The sequence below is a fragment of the Campylobacter sp. CNRCH_2014_0184h genome (assembly GCF_025772985.1).
Lineage (GTDB): Bacteria > Campylobacterota > Campylobacteria > Campylobacterales > Campylobacteraceae > Campylobacter_D.
Genome location: NZ_JAKMTB010000007.1, coordinates 1 through 20,918, shown reverse-complemented (window position 1 = coordinate 20,918; position 20,918 = coordinate 1). Strand labels below are relative to the sequence as shown.

The window sequence follows — 20,918 nt, the reverse complement described above, 5'->3', positions numbered from 1 at the left end:
TATGCGTATGCGTTTGGTGATGGGATTTATAGCTTGTTTTTTCTTGCTTTTGCTTGCTAGGGTGTATTATATAAGTATTAAATCTAATGTTTATTATGAAGAAATAGCTAAACAAAATGCCATTAAAACGCAATTTTTAGCACCTGTTAGAGGGCAAATTTTAGATATAAAGGGTAGACCCTTAGCGGTAAATAAATTAGGTTTTTCGATCTCTATAAAGCCATATTTGCATATAAAAAAGAAAAACAGAAATCTTTTAGAGCAGGAATTGCAGGTTATAGTAGATGCTTTTCCTGATTTAAACATAACTAAATTAAAACGAAATTATATAAAAGCAGATTCTTATTATAATCAAGATTATATAGAAGTAGTTCCATTTGTAGAATATGATGCGATGATTAAGCATTTTACTAAGCTTAATTTGCGCGAAAACATGCAAGTTAAATCTACTACTCAAAGATTTTATCCTTATGATGCTTTAGCTAGCCATGTTATAGGTTATGTTGGAAAAGCAAATTTAAATGATATGAATGAAAATGAAATTGCAAGATTGACTAGCTATGTAGGGCGTAGTGGCATAGAGCGTTCTTATAATGATATTTTACAAGGTCAAAATGGTGAAAAGGTTAGCAAGGTAAATGCATTAAATAAAGAAATAGAAGAACTTTCTTATAAAAAACCTACTTCAAGTAATATCACTTTAAGCATAGATCTTGATTTGCAAGAATACTTAGCCAGTATTTTTGAAAATTTAGCAGGTGCAGCTATAGTAATGGATGTAAAAAGCGGAGCTATTTTGGCAGCGGGTAGTTTTCCTGAGTATAATCTCAATCCATTTGTTACGGGTATTAGTCAAGAAGAATGGGATAAACTTTCTAATGATTTAAATCATCCTTTTACTAATAAACTTATTAACGGTCTTTATCCTCCAGGTTCAGTTATAAAAATGGGTACAGCTTTAGCTTTTTTAGATAGTGGAAAAGTAAGTGAAAATCATAAATATTTGTGTGATTCTAACTTTGAGCTTGGTGGTAGAAAATTTAGATGTTGGAAGGCTATAGGTCATGGTTATGTAGATATGACAGATGCTATTAGGGAAAGTTGTGATGTGTATTTTTATAAAGGCGCTTTAGAGGTTGGTATTGATACTATTAGTTCTGTTTTTGAAAGAATAGGTTTTGGTGCAAAAACAGGAGTGGATTTACCTAATGAATTTATAGGAACAGTACCTAATAGAATATGGAAAAAAGAAAAATACAACCAACCATGGTATCAAGGTGAAACTTTAAATACAAGCATAGGACAAGGTGATTTTCTTGCTACTCCTATGCAAGTGGCTAAATTTACAGCTATGATTGCTACGGCTAAAGATATCACACCGCATTTTTTACATAGCGTTGATGATAATATTACTAAGATAAATTTTGATAATAATGAAAGTGTTTTTACGACTTTTGAACTATCAAAACTTCCACTTTTAAGGCGTGCTATGTATGAAGTTGCTAATGAAGACGGTGGAACTACGGCAAGATTTTTAAGAAATTCACCTATTACCATAGCAGCCAAAACAGGAACAGCACAAGTAGTTGGAATTTCTCAAAGTGAAAAAAAGCGTATTAAAGAAGAGGATTTAGAATATTTTTTAAGATCTCATGCTTGGATTACTTCTTATGCACCTTATGAAAAACCACAATATGTAGTAGTGGTTTTAATCGAACACGGAAAAAGCGGTAGTAGTACAGGAGGGCCTATACTGGCTAAAATTTATCAAAAACTTATAGATTTGGGTTATATTGATAAAAAATATATCAAGAAAAAGACTAAATAATTAGCATTCCATCACCATATGAGTAAAAACGATAGTTATTTTTTATAGCTTCATGGTAAAGCTCTAAGGTTTTTTCCCTACCTATAAATGCTGCTACAAGCATAATTAAAGTTGATTTTGGTAAGTGAAAATTAGTAAGTAAATAATCAAGTCTTTGTGGGGTATTTTGTGGGTGTAAAAACAAATCACAAAAACCTTCTTTTAATTTTTTTCTATGATAGTACTCTACACAACGAGTAACAGTAGTACCAACGCCTAGTATTTTCTTGGAAGAATCAATCAAAGCACAAGTTTCATCATCAATATGAAAAAATTCTGAATGCATTTTATGATCACGTATATCTTCACATTCTACACCTTTAAAAGTTCCTGCGCCAACGTGTAGTGTGATAGTATGGATATTATGATTTTTTTTAAGTTCATTGATCATTGCTTCATCAAAGTGTAAGCTTGCAGTAGGTGCGGCAACTGCGCCTTGATTTTTAGCAAAAATGCTTTGATAGTTAATGCTATCTTGCGCTTCATCTGCTCTTTTAATATAAGGTGGTAAAGGCACATGGCCTATTTTTTCTAAAATTTCAAAAACTTCATGATGATTAAGCTCTTTTTCATCATTAAAAAACTCTACTTCTCTTGTGCCATCATCATGTAATTTTTTGATTTTAGCTTTTAAAGAATTTTCAAAATATAAAATTTGCCCTTCTTTAACCTTACCCCGAATTTGCACTAAAAAATCATTATTTTTTAAAGGATGGTTGATAAAAAGTTCTATTTTACTACCACTTTCTTTGTTTCCATAAATTCTTGCTTTGATGACTTTGGTATCATTAAAGATGATTTCACAAGGTGGTAAAATTTTAGCTAAGTCCTTAAAATGCAAATATGAAATTTGATCTTTACATCTTTCATATACTAAAAGCTTGGCATTTTCTTTGGGTAAAATAGGAAAATTTGCTATAAGTTCATTGGGTAAATCATAATCATAACTAGAAAGCAAAAGATCTTTATTAATCATTTTCATCATCTTCTTTTTGACTAGGATTAACTTTTTTAGCTATATAAATAGAAATTCCATAAAGCCCGCATAAAGGAACAGCCATTAAAAATTGTGATATAACATCAGGTGGTGTCATCATAGCTGAAAAAACAAAAATCACTAAAACTGAAACTCTAAAATGTTTTTTCAAAAAAGTATCATCAATCAGTCCAAGTTTAGCAAAGAAAAAGGTTATTACAGGCATTTCAAAAGCTAAACCAAAAGCGATTACTAATTTAGTAAAAAAGCCTACATATAAACCTATACTAATTAAAGGCTTAAAATCTTGGGTTTGCACCCCAAAATCAATCAAAAATTTAAAAGCCAAAGGTATAACTATATAATAACAAAATAAAGCACCAAGTGCAAACATAATACTAGCAAAGCTTACAAAAGGTACTACTAATCTTTTTTCATTATCATAAAGTCCAGGTGCTACAAATTTCCAAAACTGCCAAAAAATAACTGGCAAAGAAATCAAAAAAGCTGTAAAAAACGAAACCTTCATCGCAGTAAACAAAGGCTCTTGTAACTCAACAAAGGTCATTTGTCTTGAAATTTCAGGTAAGGCCGCTTCAACAGGCGCTTTTAGTATATCTATGATATAGTTATTAAAACTAAAACATACAAAAAACATCACAACAACACAAGCAACACTTATAAATAATCTTTTTCTAAGTTCTACTAAATGCGGTTTTAATTCTTCAAACATTCTTAGCTTTCCATTTTCTGAGTATTTTTTTCATCTTTTTGAATTTTTTCTTCAAGATTAGAAAGTTCTTGTATATCTTTTTCTAAATCATTAATTTCACTTTTTAATTCTTTGGTATTATTTAAAATATCTTCTTTGAGTTGATCAAATTCTTCAAAACTTAGTTTTTTTCTGATATTTTCATTAGTTTGTGAAAATTCATCTTTGTATTTTTGTGCTTCATCTTTTAATTCTGCTATTTTTAGTTCTTTATTAATACTTGCTTTTGCTTCATCGATATTACTTTTAATGACTTTTAAAATTTTTGCAATTTCAACTATAGTTGAAGGTAATTTTTCAGGCCCAAGCACTAAAATAGCTACAACTAAAATAACTAAAATTTCACCAAAACTCATTATTTTATCTTCTTTCGTTTGAATATATGGTTTACATTTTACATAAAAATACTTAAAAATATTATTACTTTTATCATATTAATATATAAAGATATCTTGATATATTAATATATTTTTGTTATATTGAATTAAAAATAAAAAAGGAAAAGCATGGAGAAATTAGTTTTTATTTTAAAAGATTTTCTTATTTTATTTATAGAAATATCTGTTTTGTTTATTTTGGTTAGTATGCTTATTGCTTATTTAAATGAGCGCTATGCCAAATTTTTTAATGAGCATTTAAAGAAAGATTCTTTTACAAGCTATATAAAAGCCATACTTTTGGGTTGTTTAACTCCATTTTGCTCATGTTCAAGCATACCGCTTTTAAACGCATTTTTAAAAGCTAAAGTCCCACTTGGGGTATGCATAGCTTATTTAATCACCTCGCCTTTAATTAATCCTATTATAGTAGTGATGTTTATGGTGAGTTTTGGCTTAAAAATATCTTTATTTTATGTGGGGTTTTTATTTTGTGTGATTTTATTTATTGCTTTTTGTGTTTCTAAAATAAACACTCAAGGATTTTTTAATGAAGACTTTTTAAAAAATGATTTAGAGCAAAAGTCATGTTGTTCTAACAATACTTTTCAAAGCTCATGTTGTCAAAAACCTAGCTTGGTTTTTGCTAAAAATTCTAAAACAAGTAAAATTTTAAATTTTAAAAACAAAGCTAAAGAAAGTAAAATCAAAATATTATTTTCACAAAGCTTTAAAGAGTATAAAAAAATTTTACCTTATATTGTTATAGGTATGGCTATAGGGGCTGTTATACATGGTGCTTTTCCACAAGATTTTTTCCAAAATTATATGAAAGATTATGGAGTTTTGGGCGTATTTATAGCAGCTTTTATAGGAGTTTTACTTTATATGAATTGTACAGCTATGATACCTGTAGCACTAGCTTTAACTACCAGTGGAATTCCACTTGGTATAATGATGAGTTTTTTAATAGCAGGAGTAGGGTGTTCTTTGCCTGAGCTTATTTTGCTTAAAAGAATTTTCAAAACAAGCTTTTTGATTTTATTTGCAAGTATGATTGTTGCTATTGCGATTAGTTTTGGTCTTTTAATGTTTTTTATATAAGGATTTTTATGCAAGAGTTTTTAAAAATAACAAGTGCGGTTAATGATGAAAGCAGGATTTTGATCCTAGCTTTCTTACAAAAATACGGAAAGCTTTGTGTGTGTGATTTGCAAAGCTCTTTAAATATGAGCCAATCAAGGCTTTCAAGACATTTAAAAATTTTAAAAGAAGCTAATTTTTTAGAAGTAGATAGACAAGGTGTTTGGGCGTATTATGGAGTAAAAGAAAATTTAAATAACTTTTGTAATGATATGCTAAAAAACATCAATGAACTTTCCATAAAGCTTCCTGAGCTTAAAAGGTTTTCTTGTGAATGCGCTAATGCTAGGTAAGTTACCTAGCAAGCTATTTTTTGTGTGAGAATTGATGAGGGTGTTTTCCTTTGATGTGAATAATTTTCCCATCTTGTATATCATAAGCTTTGCCAAATCCTTTTACAAAGCGTCCATTGTGAAAGTTAAGTTTAATCAAATGAAAATCAAGCATAGTTCTAATCATCTTCACTGCTTTATCATCTTTTGTTTGTTTTTCAAACTCATCATATTTTTTGTCAAATTCTGTATCTCTTTCAAGAATGGATGCGCTTGCTTTATAGCGTAGTCTTTTTCTTAGAGTGACCGAACTCGCTTTGCATTCATCTTCTAAAAACATTACTTCAATGTTGTTTGGGTTTGTTTTGATATTATGAAAATGCTCACTGATTTGACTAATGTAAATGTAATTTTCAGATTGAAATCTAAAAAATGGAGCATAAGAGCAAGTGGTTTCACCATTTTCAGTGAGTGTTGCTAAAATGATGGAATTGTATTGTGCGATAAATTCATCAATCTCTTGATGAATGTTTTCTAAACCATCGTTTTTTGCATTCATGCAAAGCTCGATAATGATATCTTTAATGGTGTTTACATCAGCTTTTGTTGGAAAATTAATGCGTAGTGTTTGATCATCATTGTAGATTATATCTAGTCCTTCAAAGTCCACACTTTGAAGTATAGCTTTTTCGATTTTCTTGGAGTCAGAAAATTTTTTGCATAAGTCTATAATGTTGGATTGATGGTGTGAGTTCATATGCTCAATGATAGTACTAAAATTCATTGAATAGTATCCTTTTTATAAAATTTTGAAAAACAATATCAATTATCAAATTAAATTTATCTTAAATCGCTTATTATTTTATCTTTTTTTAAATTAAATGAGAGTATATTTCTCTTTTTTTAATAATGATATGAATTATCATTATTATATAGTAATCACTAAGGAGTATATATAATGAATTCTACAAGTAGGATTATTTCGTTTTCTTTTTATGTAGTATTATTTTTAAATCATGCATGGGCTAATGCATTAAATACAAAAGATGAAAAAGTGTATTTAGATGAACTTGTGGTTTCTGCGAGTGGATTTGAGCAAGATGCGGATAAGAATTTGAGAAATGTTATTGTTGTAGATGGTTCTTCTTTAAAGAAAAAAGGTTTTAGCTCTATAGAGCAAGTGTTAGAGAGTATACCTGAAATCAATTTTGTTAATTTTGGACTAGGTCGTAATGTTGATATGAGAGGACAAGGAAATAAATCTAATACTGCTGTTAAGGTAATGCTAGATGGTCGCCAAATTAATATGCTTGATAATTCCCATGGTGTTACTCCTTTAAATGGTATTAATATAAACAATATCGAACGTATAGAAATCATACCGGGTGGAGGGTCAATTTTATATGGAAATGGCACAAGAGGTGGTGTGATCAATATTATAAGCAAAAAGCAAAAACAAGATCATTTTTCTATTTTTGGTCAAACACAATCTTACCAAAATATTATCGATGGAGGTAATTTCGGTTTTAATTTAAATAAGGTTTTACGTGATGATGTGGCTTTGTCTTTGAGTGCTCAAAAATTTGACAAAAATGGCTTTCAAGAAGGCTACAATGAAAAAGGCTTTCATCTTAATACAGGCATAATGAGTGATCTTGATGAAAATAGTAATATTGCATTAAATTATAATCATTTTAAAAGTATAAATAAAAATAGCGGCTATTTAACCAAAGCGCAAATTGAAAGTAACCCTAGACAAAAAGGCGCTTCAGAGAATATCACACAAACTAATAGATCTGAATTAAGCTTAGATTATAATTACTATCTTGGCGATGCTTGGGAATTTCGCTTAGGGAGTTTTTGGCAAGATCAAAAAATCGTTTACGATAAAGATGTGATTATGATGAAAGGCATTAAAGCTTACCAAGATGGAAGTGGATTTAATGACACAACTTTAGGGTTTAATTTTAAAGCAAAATACAATTATAATGAGAATTCTTACTTGGTAAGCGGGTATGATTTTTTAAATCATGATGCTAAGCGAACAAGCTTATTAAAATATAGTGTTTTTCCTATCATACCTTATCATTATATGCAAACTATTATGGATATGAACAAACAAAGCCATTCGATTTTTGTTTTAAACTCTCATCAATTTAATGATATTTTTGTTTTATCTAGTGGTATTCGATACGAATGGAACCAATACACCACACATAGAAGTTATAAAAATCAAATGCAAATTAACACTCCAAATCACCCCATAATTATAGATGAGTTGAGTCTTTTTGATACAAAAAAACACAGTGATAATATTGCTTTTGAGTTTACTCCTACTTTTGTATATTCTGATACGGGTTTGGCTTATTTTAAATACGAAAAGGGTTTTATATCCCCAAGCCCAGCACAATTTGTAAATAAAGACAACAAAAGTAAGAAGTATTATTCTACGGATTTAAATTCTGAAATTTTTCATACCTTTGAATTGGGTATTAATGATGTATTGTGGGATTTTCACGCTTTTAGAGCAAGTGTTTTTTACACCCAAAGTAAAGATGAGATAGCTTATCTTGGCAACCCGCATGCTACATCAGGATCATGGTGGAAATACTACAATATAGATGAGACTAGACGACTTGGTGTTGAAATGAATTTAAGTCAAAAACTACTCGGAGAAACTTTGATCTTAAAACAAGGTGTAGCTTACATCGATGCAAGTATATCTAAAGGGGTTAATGATGGCTTAAGAATTCCTTATGTTTCTAAGGTTAATTTATATGCGGGATTAGATTATTACTGGAGTGCAAATTTTAATACTTTTGTTGACTTAAATTATCATTCTAGAGCTAAAGATGGTGGTATGATAGATGAGAAAACGGGAAAAATGTATCAAAATGAATGGATTAAAGACTACACTTTAGTAGATATTGGAGCAAGTTATAATTATAAAAATTTGCAAATTGCTGTAGGGATAAGAAATATATTTGATAAAAAATATTACACCTATCAAGATAGTATAAATGATCAGTACCTACCAGGAAATGGAAGAAGTTATTATACGGAGTTTAAGTATGTGTTCTAAAAACACTTTAATTTACTCCATGTTTGTTTTGGCTTATTTTGTGGTTATTGTAATGGCGTTATGCTTAGGTGAGGAAAATATCAACCTTGTGCAACTGTATGAATATGTTTTTATACATAATGACACTTTAAATCAAATGATCATAGATGCTCGTTTAAGTAGAGTAGTTATGGCTATTTTGATTGGAATGTTATTATCAAGTAGTGGAGCTATTACCCAAAATGTATTTTCAAACCCCATAGCAGATCCTTATATCATAGGTATTGCTTCAGCGGCTACTTTTGGGGCTATTGTTGCTTATTTATTGGGCTTTGAAGATTATTATTATGGAATTTTTGCCTTTATTTGTTCGAGTATTTTTTCTTTTTTTGTTTTTAAAATTGCTTCTAAAACTTCCATTAGCACATTGTTGATTATTGGTATTGCTACATCATCTTTTTTAGGAGCTTTTACTTCATTTTTTACTTATGTTATTGGAGAAGACTCTTTTAAGGTTGTAGCTTGGTTGATGGGAAATATTGGCTTAAGTTCTTGGTATCATGTGCAAATTCTTATCTTGCCTTTGCTTTTAAGTTTATTGTATTTTTATATCAATAAAAATGCCTTAAATATTTTACTAAGCGGAGATGAAGAGGCTAAAAATTTAGGAGTTGATGCATATAGCTTAAGGATAAAACTTTTGATCGTTTCTTCATTAGCTGTATCTTTTGCTGTGGCTTTTACGGGGATTATAGCTTTTGTTGGTTTGATTATACCGCATGTTGTGAGATTGATTTTTAAAACCTATGATAATGCTATTGTGATCCCATATTCTGTTGTTTTTGGTGGTATTTTTTTGCTCATTAGTGATATTATAGCAAAGACTTTACTTTCTCCTGTTCAAATACCCATAGGCATTATTACTGCTTTGTTTGGTTCGCCTATATTTTTATATTTAGCTTTGAAGTCAAAAAAAGGATTTTGAAAAATGATTAAAATTCATAATTTGTATTTTTCATATGATCATAAAGCATTACTTGAAAATATCAATATCAGTCTAAAACATCAAACATTCTTAGGTATTTTAGGTCCAAATGGGTCTGGAAAAAGTACTTTATTAAAGTTACTATTGAAAGATTTAATGCCAAATCAAGGTGAAATTGTTTTATTAGGCGAAAATGTGAATCATATTAACACAAAAGACATATCACGTCTAATAGGGCTAGTACCACAAAAATCTAAACTCCAAGCTCCTTTAAAAGTTGTAGATGTTTTGCTAATGGGAAAATATAACGCACTAAAGTATTCTTTTTCAAGTTATACTCATGAAGATATAAAAGAAGTGAAAAATTACGCAAAAACACTACAATGCGAACATTTGTTGCATAGAAATATCTTATCTTTAAGTGGGGGAGAATTCCAAAAAATCCTCCTTATAAGGGCTTTATTAAAAAATCCAAAAATACTTTTCCTAGATGAGCCTACTTCAGCTTTAGATTTAAAATACTCTATAGAAATTTTAAAATTTTGTGAGCAACTTATCCATAAAAAAAATATCTCTATTGTGGCTATTTTGCATGATTTAAATTTAGCTTCTATTTTTTGTGATCAATTGGTATTTTTAAAAGATGGAAAGGTTCGGTATTTTGACAGTACACATAAGCTTTTTACTCCTGAAATTTTATATGAAATTTATGGGTTAAAATGCGAAGTGATTTATAAAAATGCAAGACCATATGTTTTAGCTTTAAAGGAATAAAATGAAAAAAATCTTATTGTTAATAAGTATTGTGATTAGTTTTGTGTATTCTAAAGAGCGTTTAGTGGTGTTAGATCCTGCTAGTGTTGAGACCATATTTATGCTTGATGGAGCAGATGAGATTGTTGGTATTGCTAAGTTACAATATTCTAGTATTTATCCAGAAGAAAAGACTAAAAATATCCCAAGCGTAGGTACTTTTTCTAACCCTTCAGTGGAAAAAATTGTTTCCCTGCGACCAAGTTTAGTTGTTTTGAGTGAATATTCTTTCAATCTAAAACCCATATTAGATCAGTTTAAAATCAAAAGCATTGCATTACAATCAAAAAATTTAGAGGATATCAAAGAAAATATTCTCATCTTAGCAAAGCTTATTCATAAAGAGGAGCAGGGGCAAAAACTTTTGGAGTATTTTCAAAATGAACTTAAACAACTTCAAGAACAAGCTAAAAATAAAAATGTTATATATTTATATTCAGCTCAACCTTTGATGGCTTTTAATGATAATTCTTTGATTGCAGATATTTTAAGATTACTGGGTTTTTCTAATGTTAGTCCTAAAAGTAAGGTTTCAAGACCCATTCTTTCTCAAGAGCATATCTTAAAGCAAAATCCTGATATGATCATACTTGGAATGGGTGCAAACAAACAAAGCTTATTGAATTATTCTTTATTAAAATCCACTAAGGCTTGGAAGCAAAATTGTATCATTATAAATGATCATACCCATGAATTGTTAAGATTAAGTCCAAAAATACTTGATAGAATTAAAAAATTTAAAACATTACTTTCTAAGTGCTAATATACAAAGCTAGTTCATCGCTTAAAAGGTAGTTGGTGTTATAAAAAATTCCATTTTTATAAACTAGCTTTCCTTTTTTACTAAGAAATATTGCTTTTTCTTTTTCTAAAGGTTCTAGCTTTGTTTCATCCACTCCTATAATACTTCTAAGTCCTAAGAAAATATGCTCTAAGCGTAAATCTTTTGAATTTAAATTTTCAATCTCTCTAAAACAAGGATTTGTTATATAATCTTTTAAACTTTTTTTAGTATAAAATCTTTGATTTTTTAAAAATCCCACCGCACTTAAACCACAACCTATATAGTCTTTTCCTTGCCAGTATGCAAGATTGTGTTTGCAAATTTGTCCAAAATTGCTGATTTCATATTGTTTATAGCCAAGGATTTCAATTGCTTTAATAAAATGCTTTGCAAGGCGCGGTGCATTTTTTTTAAAATGAAATTTTTTAGCAAATCTTGTCTTTTCTTCTATGGTTAGATTATAAGCGCTCACATGGTTAATATCAAGCAGAGTAAGTTTGGAAATTTCATAATCAAGCATTTTTTTATCATCAAGTTTTGTATCGTAAATTAAGTCTAGATTGATATTATTAAATCCTGCTTTTTTTGCATTTTCTATACTAGTAAAAATACTTTTTTGATCATGAATACGCCCAAGAAATTGTAATTTTTTTTCATGAAAACTTTGCACTCCAAAAGAAATACGATTAAAACCTAAATTTTTTATCTCTTTAAGCCAAGAAAAATTACTCGAGTTGGGGTTTGCTTCTATACTAATTTCACTATCTTTTTGTAAATAACTTTGTATAAAAATAAATATTTTTTCATAAAAACTAGCATCCATTAAACTAGGCGTTCCACCACCTATAAAAACAGTCTTTATGGAATTTTTATCAAGTTTGAAAAAATTTAGTTGATATTTTATATCTTGCGTTAAAGCATTTAAATAATCTTTTTCAAAGTCCTTTTTCTTAAGTGAAGTAAAAGAACAATAAAAACACTTGCTTTCACAAAATGGTATATGTATGTATAAATGCATAAAACTTCTTTAAAATGTGATTATAAATTCGTATTTTTTTGTTAGAATTATATTATTAAAAAGTCAAGGATAAGAAAATCATGGAAAAAGAAAAAAAATATAGGCCAAATGTAGCCGCTGTTGTACTATCATCAGCTTATCCTTTTGAATGTAAAATTTTACTTGCTAAACGCAATGATATGGAAGATATATGGCAATTTCCTCAAGGTGGTATAGATGAGGAAGAAGAAGTTAAAAGTGCATTATTTAGAGAGTTAAAAGAAGAAATAGGCACAGATGAGGTTGAAATTTTAGCTGAATATCCTGAGTGGATTAATTATGATTTTCCAACTAAGGTTGCACAAAAAATGTATCCTTATGATGGTCAAAGCCAAAAATATTTTTTGGTTAGATTGAAAAATAAAGCTATCATTAATCTAAACACTAAAAATCCTGAATTTGATGCTTATAAATTTGCTTCATTAGAAGATGTTTATGATATGATTAACCATTTTAAAAAACCTATATATATTAAGGTTTTAAAATATTTTAAAGAAAGGGGGTATATTTAATGCTGGTCGTACAAAAATATGGGGGAACAAGTGTAGGAACGCTTGAGCGTATTGATGAAGTTGCTAAAAGAGTAGCAAAAAGTAAAAAAACTTGTGATAAGTTAGTTGTGGTAGTTTCAGCGATGAGTGGGGTTACTAATGAACTTATTGATTTTGCTCACCATTTTAGTAAAAATCCTTCAGGTCGTGAGATGGATATGCTTTTAAGTAGTGGCGAACGCGTGACTTCATCTTTGCTTGCTATTGCATTAAATGAAATGGGTTTAAAAGCTACTGCATTTTCCGGACGCAATGCAGGAATTATCACAGATGATGTTTATACTAAAGCAAGAATAGAACACATTGATACTACAAATATTAACAAAGCCTTAGATGAGGGATATATCGTAGTAGTTGCTGGCTTTCAAGGTATTGACAAAATGGGTAATGTTACTACTTTGGGGCGTGGTGGAAGTGACTTAAGTGCGGTAGCACTAGCGGGAGCTTTAAATGCTGATTTATGTGAAATTTATACTGATGTAGATGGGGTATATACTACCGATCCTAGAATTGAGCCAAAGGCTAAAAAGCTAGATAAAATTTCTTATGAAGAAATGCTAGAGCTTGCAAGTTTAGGAGCTAAGGTTTTACAAAATCGCTCTGTAGAACTTGCTAAAAAATTAAATGTAAAATTAGTTACTAGAAGTAGCTTTAATGAAAATGAAGGTACGATCATTACTAAGGAGGAAAATATGGAACAAGCTTTGGTTAGTGGTATAGCACTAGATAAAAACCAAGCAAGGGTTACTTTAAGAAATATCGATGATAAGCCAGGTATTGCTGCTGAAATTTTTGGGACTTTAGCAAATGAAAATATCAATGTAGATATGATTATCCAAAATGTAGGTTTAGATGGAGCTACAAATTTAGGTTTTACTGTGCCTGAAAATGAACTTGATTTAGCAACTAATGCTATGAAAAAAGTTTTAGGTGCTAATGCTAATATAGAAACAGATAGTGCTGTGGTAAAAGTTTCAGTTGTGGGTGTGGGTATGAAATCACATTCTGGAGTAGCTTCGGCAGCTTTTAAAGCATTAGCAAATGAAAATATCAACATACAAATGATTTCTACAAGTGAAATTAAAATTTCAGTTATCGTGCATGAAAAATATGGCGAATTAGCTGTAAGAGTATTACATGAAGTTTATAAACTAGATATATAAATGAGCAATAGTTTTTTAAAATTTACCCTAGAGCAAATCCGAGAAAATGGTACTTATACAAGTTGGTTAGAAGAAAGGCGTCTTGAGTGGTCGCCTTTGATCGCTTCTAAGTTAGCTTTGCTTTTGCAAGGTTATACTTTTATTGTGATTACTGATGATCAAAGAACGTGGTTTGAAGAGTATTTTTTAGGCCAAATTAACGCTAGTTCCACAAGACCTTTAGTGCCTTTTGTGTCTTTAAAAGGAATTTATAATAAAACTTGTAATACCCAAGAAGATATAGATTTGTTAAATGATCTTTTAAGTATTTCTTTTCCTAATGGTTATGCCTTTTTTTATATAGGAACTAATACAGGTTTTAAATTTAAAATCGCTAATTCTAAAGCAGAAAGTATGCTTTGGCTTTTTGATGAGCAATTGCAAAATAGCTTTTACCTTTCCTCGCGTGATAAGGAATTAGACTATAAACTCATTTCTTTATATAAAGTATTTGAGCAAAGCTTAGAGGCTGTGCTTTTTTCTAAGGTAGAAATTTGAATCTAAGAAATAAAATCATTATCCATAATGATTTTGAGCTAATGCAAGAAAAGCTCACAGAAGAATATGATCAAAAAAATCTAAGATTTTTCATACCCAAAAATCCTGACTTAGAATTAAGACTAAATGACTTAACTTATGACAAAAACGGCCAAGCAACCGCAAAAGCTATTATGAATGAAAGTTATATAGCTGAAGCACAAGCTAAAATCATTGTTATACTAGCCAAGTCTTTTCGTGAAGAAGCGCAAAATTTTTTGTTAAAACTTTTTGAAGAGCCACCAAAAAATGTATATTTTATCATCGTAGCTCCTTCAAAAAATGTTTTTTTACCTACTATACTTTCAAGATTTATCATAAAAAAGCATAAAATTCAAAAAGAAAAGATGTCTTTAAATTTGGATCTTAAAAAAATGGATCTAGCTCAAATTGCTTCATTATTAAAACAATATGAAAATATAGATAAGCATGAGTGTTTAGAGTTAATTAGCACTTTAAGCCATGAATGTTTTAAACAAGATATAAAATTAAACGATGAAGAAATTGAATTTTTTTATAAAGCTTATGAATTAGCTAAATTAAATGCAAAGCCAATTATTTTACTAAGCACTATAGCTTTAATTTTACACGAGAGAAAAAATGAAAATCATTAAAATCAATCCTAATACAGATTTTGAAAAAATTTCTAAATATATAAAGCCACATAAAGCAGGCGAGAAAATTATGAGTGAAAAAACTCAAATTCATTTTTTTCTTATCAAAGAATTAAGAGCACCTGCTGCAAATATACTCAAACAAGATGCGCTAAGGGTTGGAGCTGAGCTTGTAACACATAAAGAAGTTATACTAGGCAAAGAACATACCAATGCCTTGCTTATGGTAACACAAGATCAAGCTAAAAAGCTTATAGAAAAAGAAAAACTACAAGATTTTAAACTTAAAAATTTAGCACTATTTTTAAAGTCTAATTTCGCTAAACCCAAACACGCAAAAATTATGGGTGTGATTAATATTAATGAAGATAGTTTTAATGCTCAAAGTAGGGTTAAAGAAAATGAAGTTTTAGAAAAAATCGAACTCATGATTTCTCAAGGGGCTGATTATATAGATATAGGCGGGGTTTCTTCAAGACCTGGTAGTGTGTATTGTGGGCAAGAAGAAGAGTTTAAGCGTTTAAAAAATACCTTAGATTTAATCTATAAAGAAAAACTTTATGAAAAATGTATTTTTAGCTTAGATAGTTTTGATGAGTATTGTTTAGAATATGCTTTAAATAAAGGCTTTAAGCTTATTAATGATATCACCGGTTTTAAAAATGAAAATTTAGCCAAACTAGCTTTAAAATACAAAGCCACTTACACACTCATGCATATACAAAATACTCCACAAAATATGCAAGATAACCCGCATTATGAAGATGTATTAGCTGAGCTTGATGATTTTTTTGCGCAAAAACTAAAAAGGCTAAGTGAGCTTGGTTTAGTAGATGTGATTTTAGATGTTGGTATTGGTTTTGGTAAAAGTCCTTGGCATAATATGATGTTAATCAAGCATTTAGAGCATTTTTTACGCTTTGAAAAAGAACTTTTAATCGGAGCTAGTAGAAAAAGTATGATAAATGCTTATTTTAGCTCAAGTGTTGAGCAAAGACTAGCGGGTACGCTTTATTTGCATTTAGAGGCTTTTAAAAATGGAGCAAGTATTATAAGAGTGCATGATGTATATGAACATAAACAAATGTTTGAACTTGCAAAAGCTATGGATGAACTTTCTTTGGAGTAATGATGACTTATCAAGAGTATTTAGAAAAGGTAAAATTAGCAAAAGAATGGATGAGGGCTTATTATGAAGATGATGAGCCTTTAGCAAGCGATGAAGAATACGATAAACTTATAAGAGAGTTAAAAGCATTTGAAACGCTTCATCAAGAAAAGATTTCTAAAGACTCTCCTACGCAAAATATCGCCCCAACTATACAAAGTGAGTTTCATAAACTTGCACATAGTGCAAAAATGTGGTCTATGGAAGATGTTTTTGATGAAGCTGAACTTAGAGCTTGGGCAAAAAGAGCTAAATGTGAGTTTGATTTTTTCATAGAACCTAAATTTGATGGAGCAAGTTTAAATCTTACTTATGAAAATGGTATTTTAATCAGCGGTGCTACAAGGGGCGATGGGGAAGTAGGCGAGGATATTACTTTAAATGTTAAAGAGATATCCAATATACCTCAAAAAATTCCTTATAAAAACAAGATAGAAATTCGTGGCGAAGTAGTGATTTTAAAAGAAGATTTTGAAAAAATCAATGAAAAAAGAGCCAAAGATGGCTTGAGTTTATTTGCAAACCCACGCAATGCAGCAAGTGGCTCTTTAAGACAGCTTGATACAAGCATTACAAAAGAAAGAAATTTAAAATTTTATCCTTGGGGAGTGGGGGAGAATTCTTTAGAGTTTAAGAAACACTCTGAAGTGATGGAGTTTGTAAGAAATCTTGGCTTTTTAAAAGATGATTTTGTTTTTTGTGTAAAGACTTTAGATGAGGTTTTAGAAAAATACCATGAGCTTTTAGAAAAAAGAGATCAAAAGCCTATGATGATGGATGGTATGGTTGTAAGGGTAGATGATTTAGCTCATTGTAAGCTTTTGGGTTATACCGTGAAATTTCCAAAATTTATGTCTGCGTTTAAATTTCCTGCTTTGGAAAAAACTACAACCTTACTCGGGGTTAATTTACAAGTTGGAAGAAGTGGGGTAATCACTCCTGTGGCGGTTTTAGAGCCTGTAAATTTAGACGGGGTTATCGTAAAGTCTGCAACCTTGCATAATTTTGATGAGATAGCTAGACTTGGAGTGATGATAGGCGATAGTGTAAGTGTGATAAGAAGTGGCGATGTTATACCTAAAATCACTAAAGTTTTTACCCAAAGACGCGATGGTTTAGAAAGTAAAATCACCAAGCCAACTCTTTGTCCTGAGTGTTTTAGTGAGCTTTTAGATGAGGGTGCTTTTTTAAAATGTCAAAACCTAGACTGCAAAGCAAGACTTGTAAATTCTATTATACATTTTGTATCCAAAAAGTGTTTAAATATAGACGGCCTTGGAGAAAATATCGTAGAACTTTTATTTAAAGAAGGAAAAATCACTAATATAGAAAGCATATTTTTCTTAAAATATAGTGATTTTGAAGGTTTAGAAGGCTTTAAAGAGAAAAAAATCAACAACCTTCTAAGCGCTATTGAAAATGCAAAAAAATGCCCCTTATCAAGGTTTATCACTGCTTTGGGTATAGAGCATATTGGAGAAGTGGCAGCTAAAAAGCTAGCGCAATCTTTTGGCTTTGAATGGTTTATACAAAGCTATGAAGCTTATGCAAATTTAGAAGGCTTTGGCGAGCAAATGGCTAAAAGCTTAGAAGAATTTACCCATGTTAACGCAAACCGCATTAAGCATTTTTATGAAATTTTGCATTTAGAGGATGAGAAAAAAGAGTTTATTATAAATGAAAATATTTCTAATAAAACCTTTGTTATCACAGGAACTTTAAGTAAATCACGCGATCATTTTAAAGAGCTAATCGAAAGCTTTGGAGCAAAAGTAAGTTCAAGTGTATCTAAAAAAACGGACTTTGTATTATATGGAAGCGAAGCAGGCTCAAAGCTTGAAAAGGCTCAAAGTTTAGGAGTCAAGTGCATCAATGAGGCTGAGTTTAATGCTCTTTTAGGCGGTGATGATGAGGTTTGATGTCTTTGTAAGTGCAAAGTTAAACATTTCTCGTAATAAAGCTTGTGAGCTTATAGAAAACAAGCAAATTTTACTCAATGATGAATTTAAAAAAACCTCTTTTAGAATCACATCTCAAAGCCCCTTAGAAGATGAGAGTTTAAAACTAACGCTTTTAGAAGAGCTTTTTGTAAGTAGAGCTGCTTTTAAACTCAAGCGTTTTTTACAAGAGCATACATTTACTATCAAAGATAAAATTTGTTTAGATATAGGCTCATCGACTGGAGGTTTTGTACAAATTTTACATCAAAACAAGGCTAAACATATCACAGCTTTGGATGTAGGTTCTAATCAACTTCATAAGAGCTTAAGAAATTTAGAAAATATCCAAATTTGCGAAAACACTGATTTGCGTGAGTTTAAAAGTGAAATTTTATATGATGTTATCACTTGTGATGTGAGTTTTATATCTTTAACACATTTAATTTTTCATATAGATAAACTTGCTAAAGATCTTATCATCTTGCTTTTTAAGCCTCAATTTGAAGTAGGTAAAAATGCTAAGCGTGATAAAAACGGAGTAGTAAAAGATATCAAAGCCATTAAAACTGCTAAAGAAAGCTTTGAAAAAGCCTGTGCAAAGCTTGGTTGGATTTTACAAGTAAGTCAAGAGTCACACTTAAAAGGAAAAGAAGGTAATGTTGAGTTTTTCTACGCCTATAGAAAAAACTAAAATCACGAGCTTAGCCATAGGGCGTTTTGATGGTATGCATTTGGGGCATTATGAGCTTTTTAAGCATTTAGATGAAAATGGAGCTTTGTTTATCATCACTAAAGAGGAAAAAGAAGCCTTAACACCTAAGGATTTTAGAGTAAATTTGGTTGATTTTCCTTTGATTTTTTGTGATTTTGAAAAAATCAAAAATTACAAAGGCGAGGATTTTTTAAAGCTTTTAAAGCAAGAATTTCCCAAACTAGAAAAAATCATCGTAGGTTATGATTTTAAATTTGGTAAAGAAAGAAAATGTAGCGCCAAAGATATACAAAGCCTTTGTGATATAAACACTATCATTGTAGATGAGTTTAAAATTCAAAACAAAAGCGTTCATACAAGTATGATTAAAACCTTACTTGAAGAAGCTAAAGTTAAAGAAGCTAAAAATTTCCTAGGTAGGTTTTATACTATACAGGCAAATATCATCAAAGGGCAAGGCATAGGTGCTAAAGAGCTTTTTGCAACTTTAAATTTATGCGTCAAAGACTTCTTTTTACCTAAAGATGGTGTATATGCGACTTTGGTAAAGATTGAAAATAAAAGTTATCATAGTGTAAGTTTTATAGGTATAAGATCTACTGATGAAAATTTTGCTTTAGAAACGCATATTTTAGATGAAAATTTCACAAACACAAATACAAAATCAGTGGAGTTAAGCTTTATTGACTATATAAGAGCTAATGAGAAATTTAACGACTTAGCTTTATTAAAAGCACAAATTAGTAAAGATATTAACAAAGCAAAAGAAATTTTAGGAAAATTAAATGAAAGATGAAATTTTTAAAAAACCCTTAGAAAAACAATTTGAATTTGATAAAAGTGTAGCAAGCGTTTTTGATGATATGGTGTCAAGGTCCGTGCCTTTTTATACGCAAAATTTAAAACTCATAGTCGAACTCATAGATCATTTTACACCGCAAAATGCAAGAATTTGTGATCTTGGTTGTTCTACGGCTAGTTTATTGCTTGCACTTTATGAAAAAAGAAAAGATTTTCTTTTAAGTGGGGTTGATGAGGCTAATGCTATGCTAGAGATTGCTAAAAGTAAATGCCAAGCTTTTGGAGCTAGGGTGGAATTTCATCAAAAAAATTTAGATGATTTTGAGTTTTTTAAAAATGATGTTTTCATCGCCACCTACACTTTGCAGTTTATCCGCCCACCCAAAAGACAAGAGTTAGTTGATAAAATCTATCAAAACCTAAATGAAAATGGTATATTTGTGCTTAGCGAAAAAATTCTTTATGAAGATGTCAAAATAGCTAAAAAAATGATACAAATTTATGAGCAGTATAAACTAGAGCAAGGTTATAGTAAGCTAGAAATTTCAAGCAAACGAGAAGCTTTGGAAAATGTTCTCATACCTTATACTCAAAATGAAAACATAGCCATGCTTAAAAAAGCAGGATTTTCTAAAGTAGAAAGTGTGTTTAAATGGGTAAATTTTGAAACTTTCATAGCTTTTAAATAAAATATTTTCAATATAAAAGTTAAAAATATTAGCTTAAAAATTATATTTTTTAATAATTATAAATATCTTACAAATTAATTTTTCTACTATAATCCAGTATAAATATTTGTAATTTATTGTAGAATTTTGATATTATTTGCAATACAAATTTTACTTTTACCCTGATGAAAACTGTTGGTTTCCTGAATATTTTTTGTTAAAAAATTAAAATAATTAAGTATTTTTTTATTATGCAAGTTATTTGTATTCGTTTACAACTATAAAAGGTAAAATTGATAAATTAAAACATAAAAAATATAAAATAATTTTAGTATAATTTCTTAGAATATATTAAAGGATACTATGCGAGTATTATAAATTTTGAAAAACTATGGTTAAAACAAACTAGGATGGTATCGATAAATTTGTGAGTATTTTTTTGCATACAAAGATAGATTTTGTAAACTTGATTATGATCTATATATAAAAAATAAGTAATTGCAATCATTTTTAATTTTAAAAAATGCTACAAAAAGTTAATTTTTAATTTTATATATGAGAATTTTTATTGAAAATATTTCTTAATATAAACCCTATAAAATAAACAATTGAAGTAAA

Annotated in this window: 21 protein-coding genes; 16 read left to right on the top strand and 5 right to left on the bottom strand. The window is 29.6% G+C overall.

Annotated elements, in window-relative coordinates; genetic code table 11:
• Position 1 precedes the first annotated feature (1 nt).
• Complete coding sequence (mrdA, locus tag L8X36_RS06735; protein WP_263683156.1) at positions 2–1,828, top strand: penicillin-binding protein 2; 1,827 nt, start codon at positions 2–4, stop codon at positions 1,826–1,828.
• On the opposite strand, the gene queA is transcribed toward mrdA, so the two are convergent.
• From queA to tatB, 3 genes are read right to left on the bottom strand one after another with little or no spacing between them, the layout of a single operon-like run.
• Positions 1,821–2,840 (bottom strand): tRNA preQ1(34) S-adenosylmethionine ribosyltransferase-isomerase QueA, encoded by a 1,020-nt coding sequence (gene queA / locus L8X36_RS06730; RefSeq protein WP_412175008.1) that lies wholly within the window; start codon positions 2,838–2,840, stop codon positions 1,821–1,823. The genes mrdA and queA overlap by 8 nt on opposite strands.
• Positions 2,836–3,576, bottom strand: a complete 741-nt coding sequence (tatC, locus tag L8X36_RS06725; protein WP_039628251.1) for a twin-arginine translocase subunit TatC — start codon at positions 3,574–3,576, stop codon at positions 2,836–2,838. The genes queA and tatC overlap by 5 nt, the downstream gene beginning before the upstream one ends.
• A 2-nt stretch (positions 3,577–3,578) precedes the next feature.
• Positions 3,579–3,971 (bottom strand): Sec-independent protein translocase protein TatB, encoded by a 393-nt coding sequence (tatB, locus tag L8X36_RS06720; RefSeq protein ID WP_412175007.1) that lies wholly within the window; start codon positions 3,969–3,971, stop codon positions 3,579–3,581.
• A gap of 150 nt (positions 3,972–4,121) precedes the next feature.
• Here tatB and L8X36_RS06715 point away from each other — a divergent pair, with 150 nt between their 5' ends.
• Positions 4,122–5,096 carry a permease gene (locus L8X36_RS06715; RefSeq protein ID WP_263683154.1) on the top strand — a complete coding sequence of 325 codons (975 nt, stop codon included), beginning with the start codon at positions 4,122–4,124 and terminating at the stop codon, positions 5,094–5,096.
• 8 nt (positions 5,097–5,104) lie between these two features.
• Positions 5,105–5,428, top strand: a complete 324-nt coding sequence (locus tag L8X36_RS06710; RefSeq protein ID WP_263683153.1) for an ArsR/SmtB family transcription factor — start codon at positions 5,105–5,107, stop codon at positions 5,426–5,428.
• Positions 5,429–5,441: 13 nt separating this feature from the next.
• On the opposite strand, the gene L8X36_RS06705 is transcribed toward L8X36_RS06710, so the two are convergent.
• Positions 5,442–6,191, bottom strand: a complete 750-nt coding sequence (locus tag L8X36_RS06705) for a HugZ family heme oxygenase (RefSeq protein WP_263683152.1) — start codon at positions 6,189–6,191, stop codon at positions 5,442–5,444.
• A gap of 174 nt (positions 6,192–6,365) precedes the next feature.
• Here L8X36_RS06705 and L8X36_RS06700 point away from each other — a divergent pair, with 174 nt between their 5' ends.
• Genes L8X36_RS06700 through L8X36_RS06685 form a run of 4 tightly spaced genes read left to right on the top strand, consistent with a single transcriptional unit; the run spans position 6,366 to position 11,029 of the window.
• Positions 6,366–8,489 carry a TonB-dependent receptor gene (locus L8X36_RS06700; RefSeq protein ID WP_263683151.1) on the top strand — a complete coding sequence of 708 codons (2,124 nt, stop codon included), beginning with the start codon at positions 6,366–6,368 and terminating at the stop codon, positions 8,487–8,489.
• Positions 8,449–9,453 carry a FecCD family ABC transporter permease gene (locus L8X36_RS06695; RefSeq protein WP_412175675.1) on the top strand — a complete coding sequence of 335 codons (1,005 nt, stop codon included), beginning with the start codon at positions 8,449–8,451 and terminating at the stop codon, positions 9,451–9,453. The genes L8X36_RS06700 and L8X36_RS06695 overlap by 41 nt, the downstream gene beginning before the upstream one ends.
• A gap of 3 nt (positions 9,454–9,456) precedes the next feature.
• Positions 9,457–10,227: an ABC transporter ATP-binding protein gene (locus tag L8X36_RS06690; protein ID WP_263683150.1), complete on the top strand. Its 771-nt coding sequence runs from the start codon at positions 9,457–9,459 to the stop codon at positions 10,225–10,227.
• Between the two features lies 1 nt (position 10,228).
• Positions 10,229–11,029: an ABC transporter substrate-binding protein gene (locus tag L8X36_RS06685; RefSeq protein WP_263683149.1), complete on the top strand. Its 801-nt coding sequence runs from the start codon at positions 10,229–10,231 to the stop codon at positions 11,027–11,029.
• Here L8X36_RS06685 and hemW read toward each other — a convergent pair.
• The gene (hemW, locus tag L8X36_RS06680; protein WP_263683148.1) at positions 11,019–12,068 is read right to left on the bottom strand and encodes a radical SAM family heme chaperone HemW; all 1,050 of its coding nucleotides are present in this window, start codon (positions 12,066–12,068) and stop codon (positions 11,019–11,021) included. The two genes, L8X36_RS06685 and hemW, sit on opposite strands and share 11 nt — an antisense overlap.
• An 80-nt stretch (positions 12,069–12,148) precedes the next feature.
• Between hemW and L8X36_RS06675 the strand changes: the two genes are divergently transcribed.
• From L8X36_RS06675 to cmoA, 9 genes are read left to right on the top strand one after another with little or no spacing between them, the layout of a single operon-like run.
• Complete coding sequence (locus tag L8X36_RS06675; RefSeq protein ID WP_263664133.1) at positions 12,149–12,619, top strand: RNA pyrophosphohydrolase; 471 nt, start codon at positions 12,149–12,151, stop codon at positions 12,617–12,619.
• Complete coding sequence (locus L8X36_RS06670; protein WP_263664134.1) at positions 12,619–13,821, top strand: aspartate kinase; 1,203 nt, start codon at positions 12,619–12,621, stop codon at positions 13,819–13,821. The genes L8X36_RS06675 and L8X36_RS06670 overlap by 1 nt, the downstream gene beginning before the upstream one ends.
• Positions 13,822–14,358, top strand: a complete 537-nt coding sequence (locus L8X36_RS06665; RefSeq protein WP_263683147.1) for a HobA family DNA replication regulator — start codon at positions 13,822–13,824, stop codon at positions 14,356–14,358.
• 41 nt (positions 14,359–14,399) lie between these two features.
• On the top strand, positions 14,400–15,011 hold the full coding sequence (locus L8X36_RS06660; RefSeq protein ID WP_263683184.1) for a DNA polymerase III subunit delta': 612 nt from the start codon (positions 14,400–14,402) through the stop codon (positions 15,009–15,011).
• The gene (gene folP, locus L8X36_RS06655) at positions 14,998–16,140 is read left to right on the top strand and encodes a dihydropteroate synthase (protein WP_263683146.1); all 1,143 of its coding nucleotides are present in this window, start codon (positions 14,998–15,000) and stop codon (positions 16,138–16,140) included. Before L8X36_RS06660 ends, folP begins: the two co-directional genes overlap by 14 nt.
• A gap of 2 nt (positions 16,141–16,142) precedes the next feature.
• Positions 16,143–18,098 (top strand): NAD-dependent DNA ligase LigA, encoded by a 1,956-nt coding sequence (gene ligA / locus L8X36_RS06650; RefSeq protein ID WP_263683145.1) that lies wholly within the window; start codon positions 16,143–16,145, stop codon positions 18,096–18,098.
• Positions 18,088–18,810: a TlyA family RNA methyltransferase gene (locus L8X36_RS06645; RefSeq protein ID WP_263683144.1), complete on the top strand. Its 723-nt coding sequence runs from the start codon at positions 18,088–18,090 to the stop codon at positions 18,808–18,810. Before ligA ends, L8X36_RS06645 begins: the two co-directional genes overlap by 11 nt.
• On the top strand, positions 18,776–19,627 hold the full coding sequence (locus tag L8X36_RS06640) for a bifunctional riboflavin kinase/FAD synthetase (RefSeq protein ID WP_263683143.1): 852 nt from the start codon (positions 18,776–18,778) through the stop codon (positions 19,625–19,627). Before L8X36_RS06645 ends, L8X36_RS06640 begins: the two co-directional genes overlap by 35 nt.
• Positions 19,617–20,321, top strand: coding sequence for a carboxy-S-adenosyl-L-methionine synthase CmoA (gene cmoA / locus L8X36_RS06635; protein WP_263683142.1), 705 nt, complete (start codon positions 19,617–19,619; stop codon positions 20,319–20,321). Before L8X36_RS06640 ends, cmoA begins: the two co-directional genes overlap by 11 nt.
• Positions 20,322–20,918: the final 597 nt, after the last annotated feature.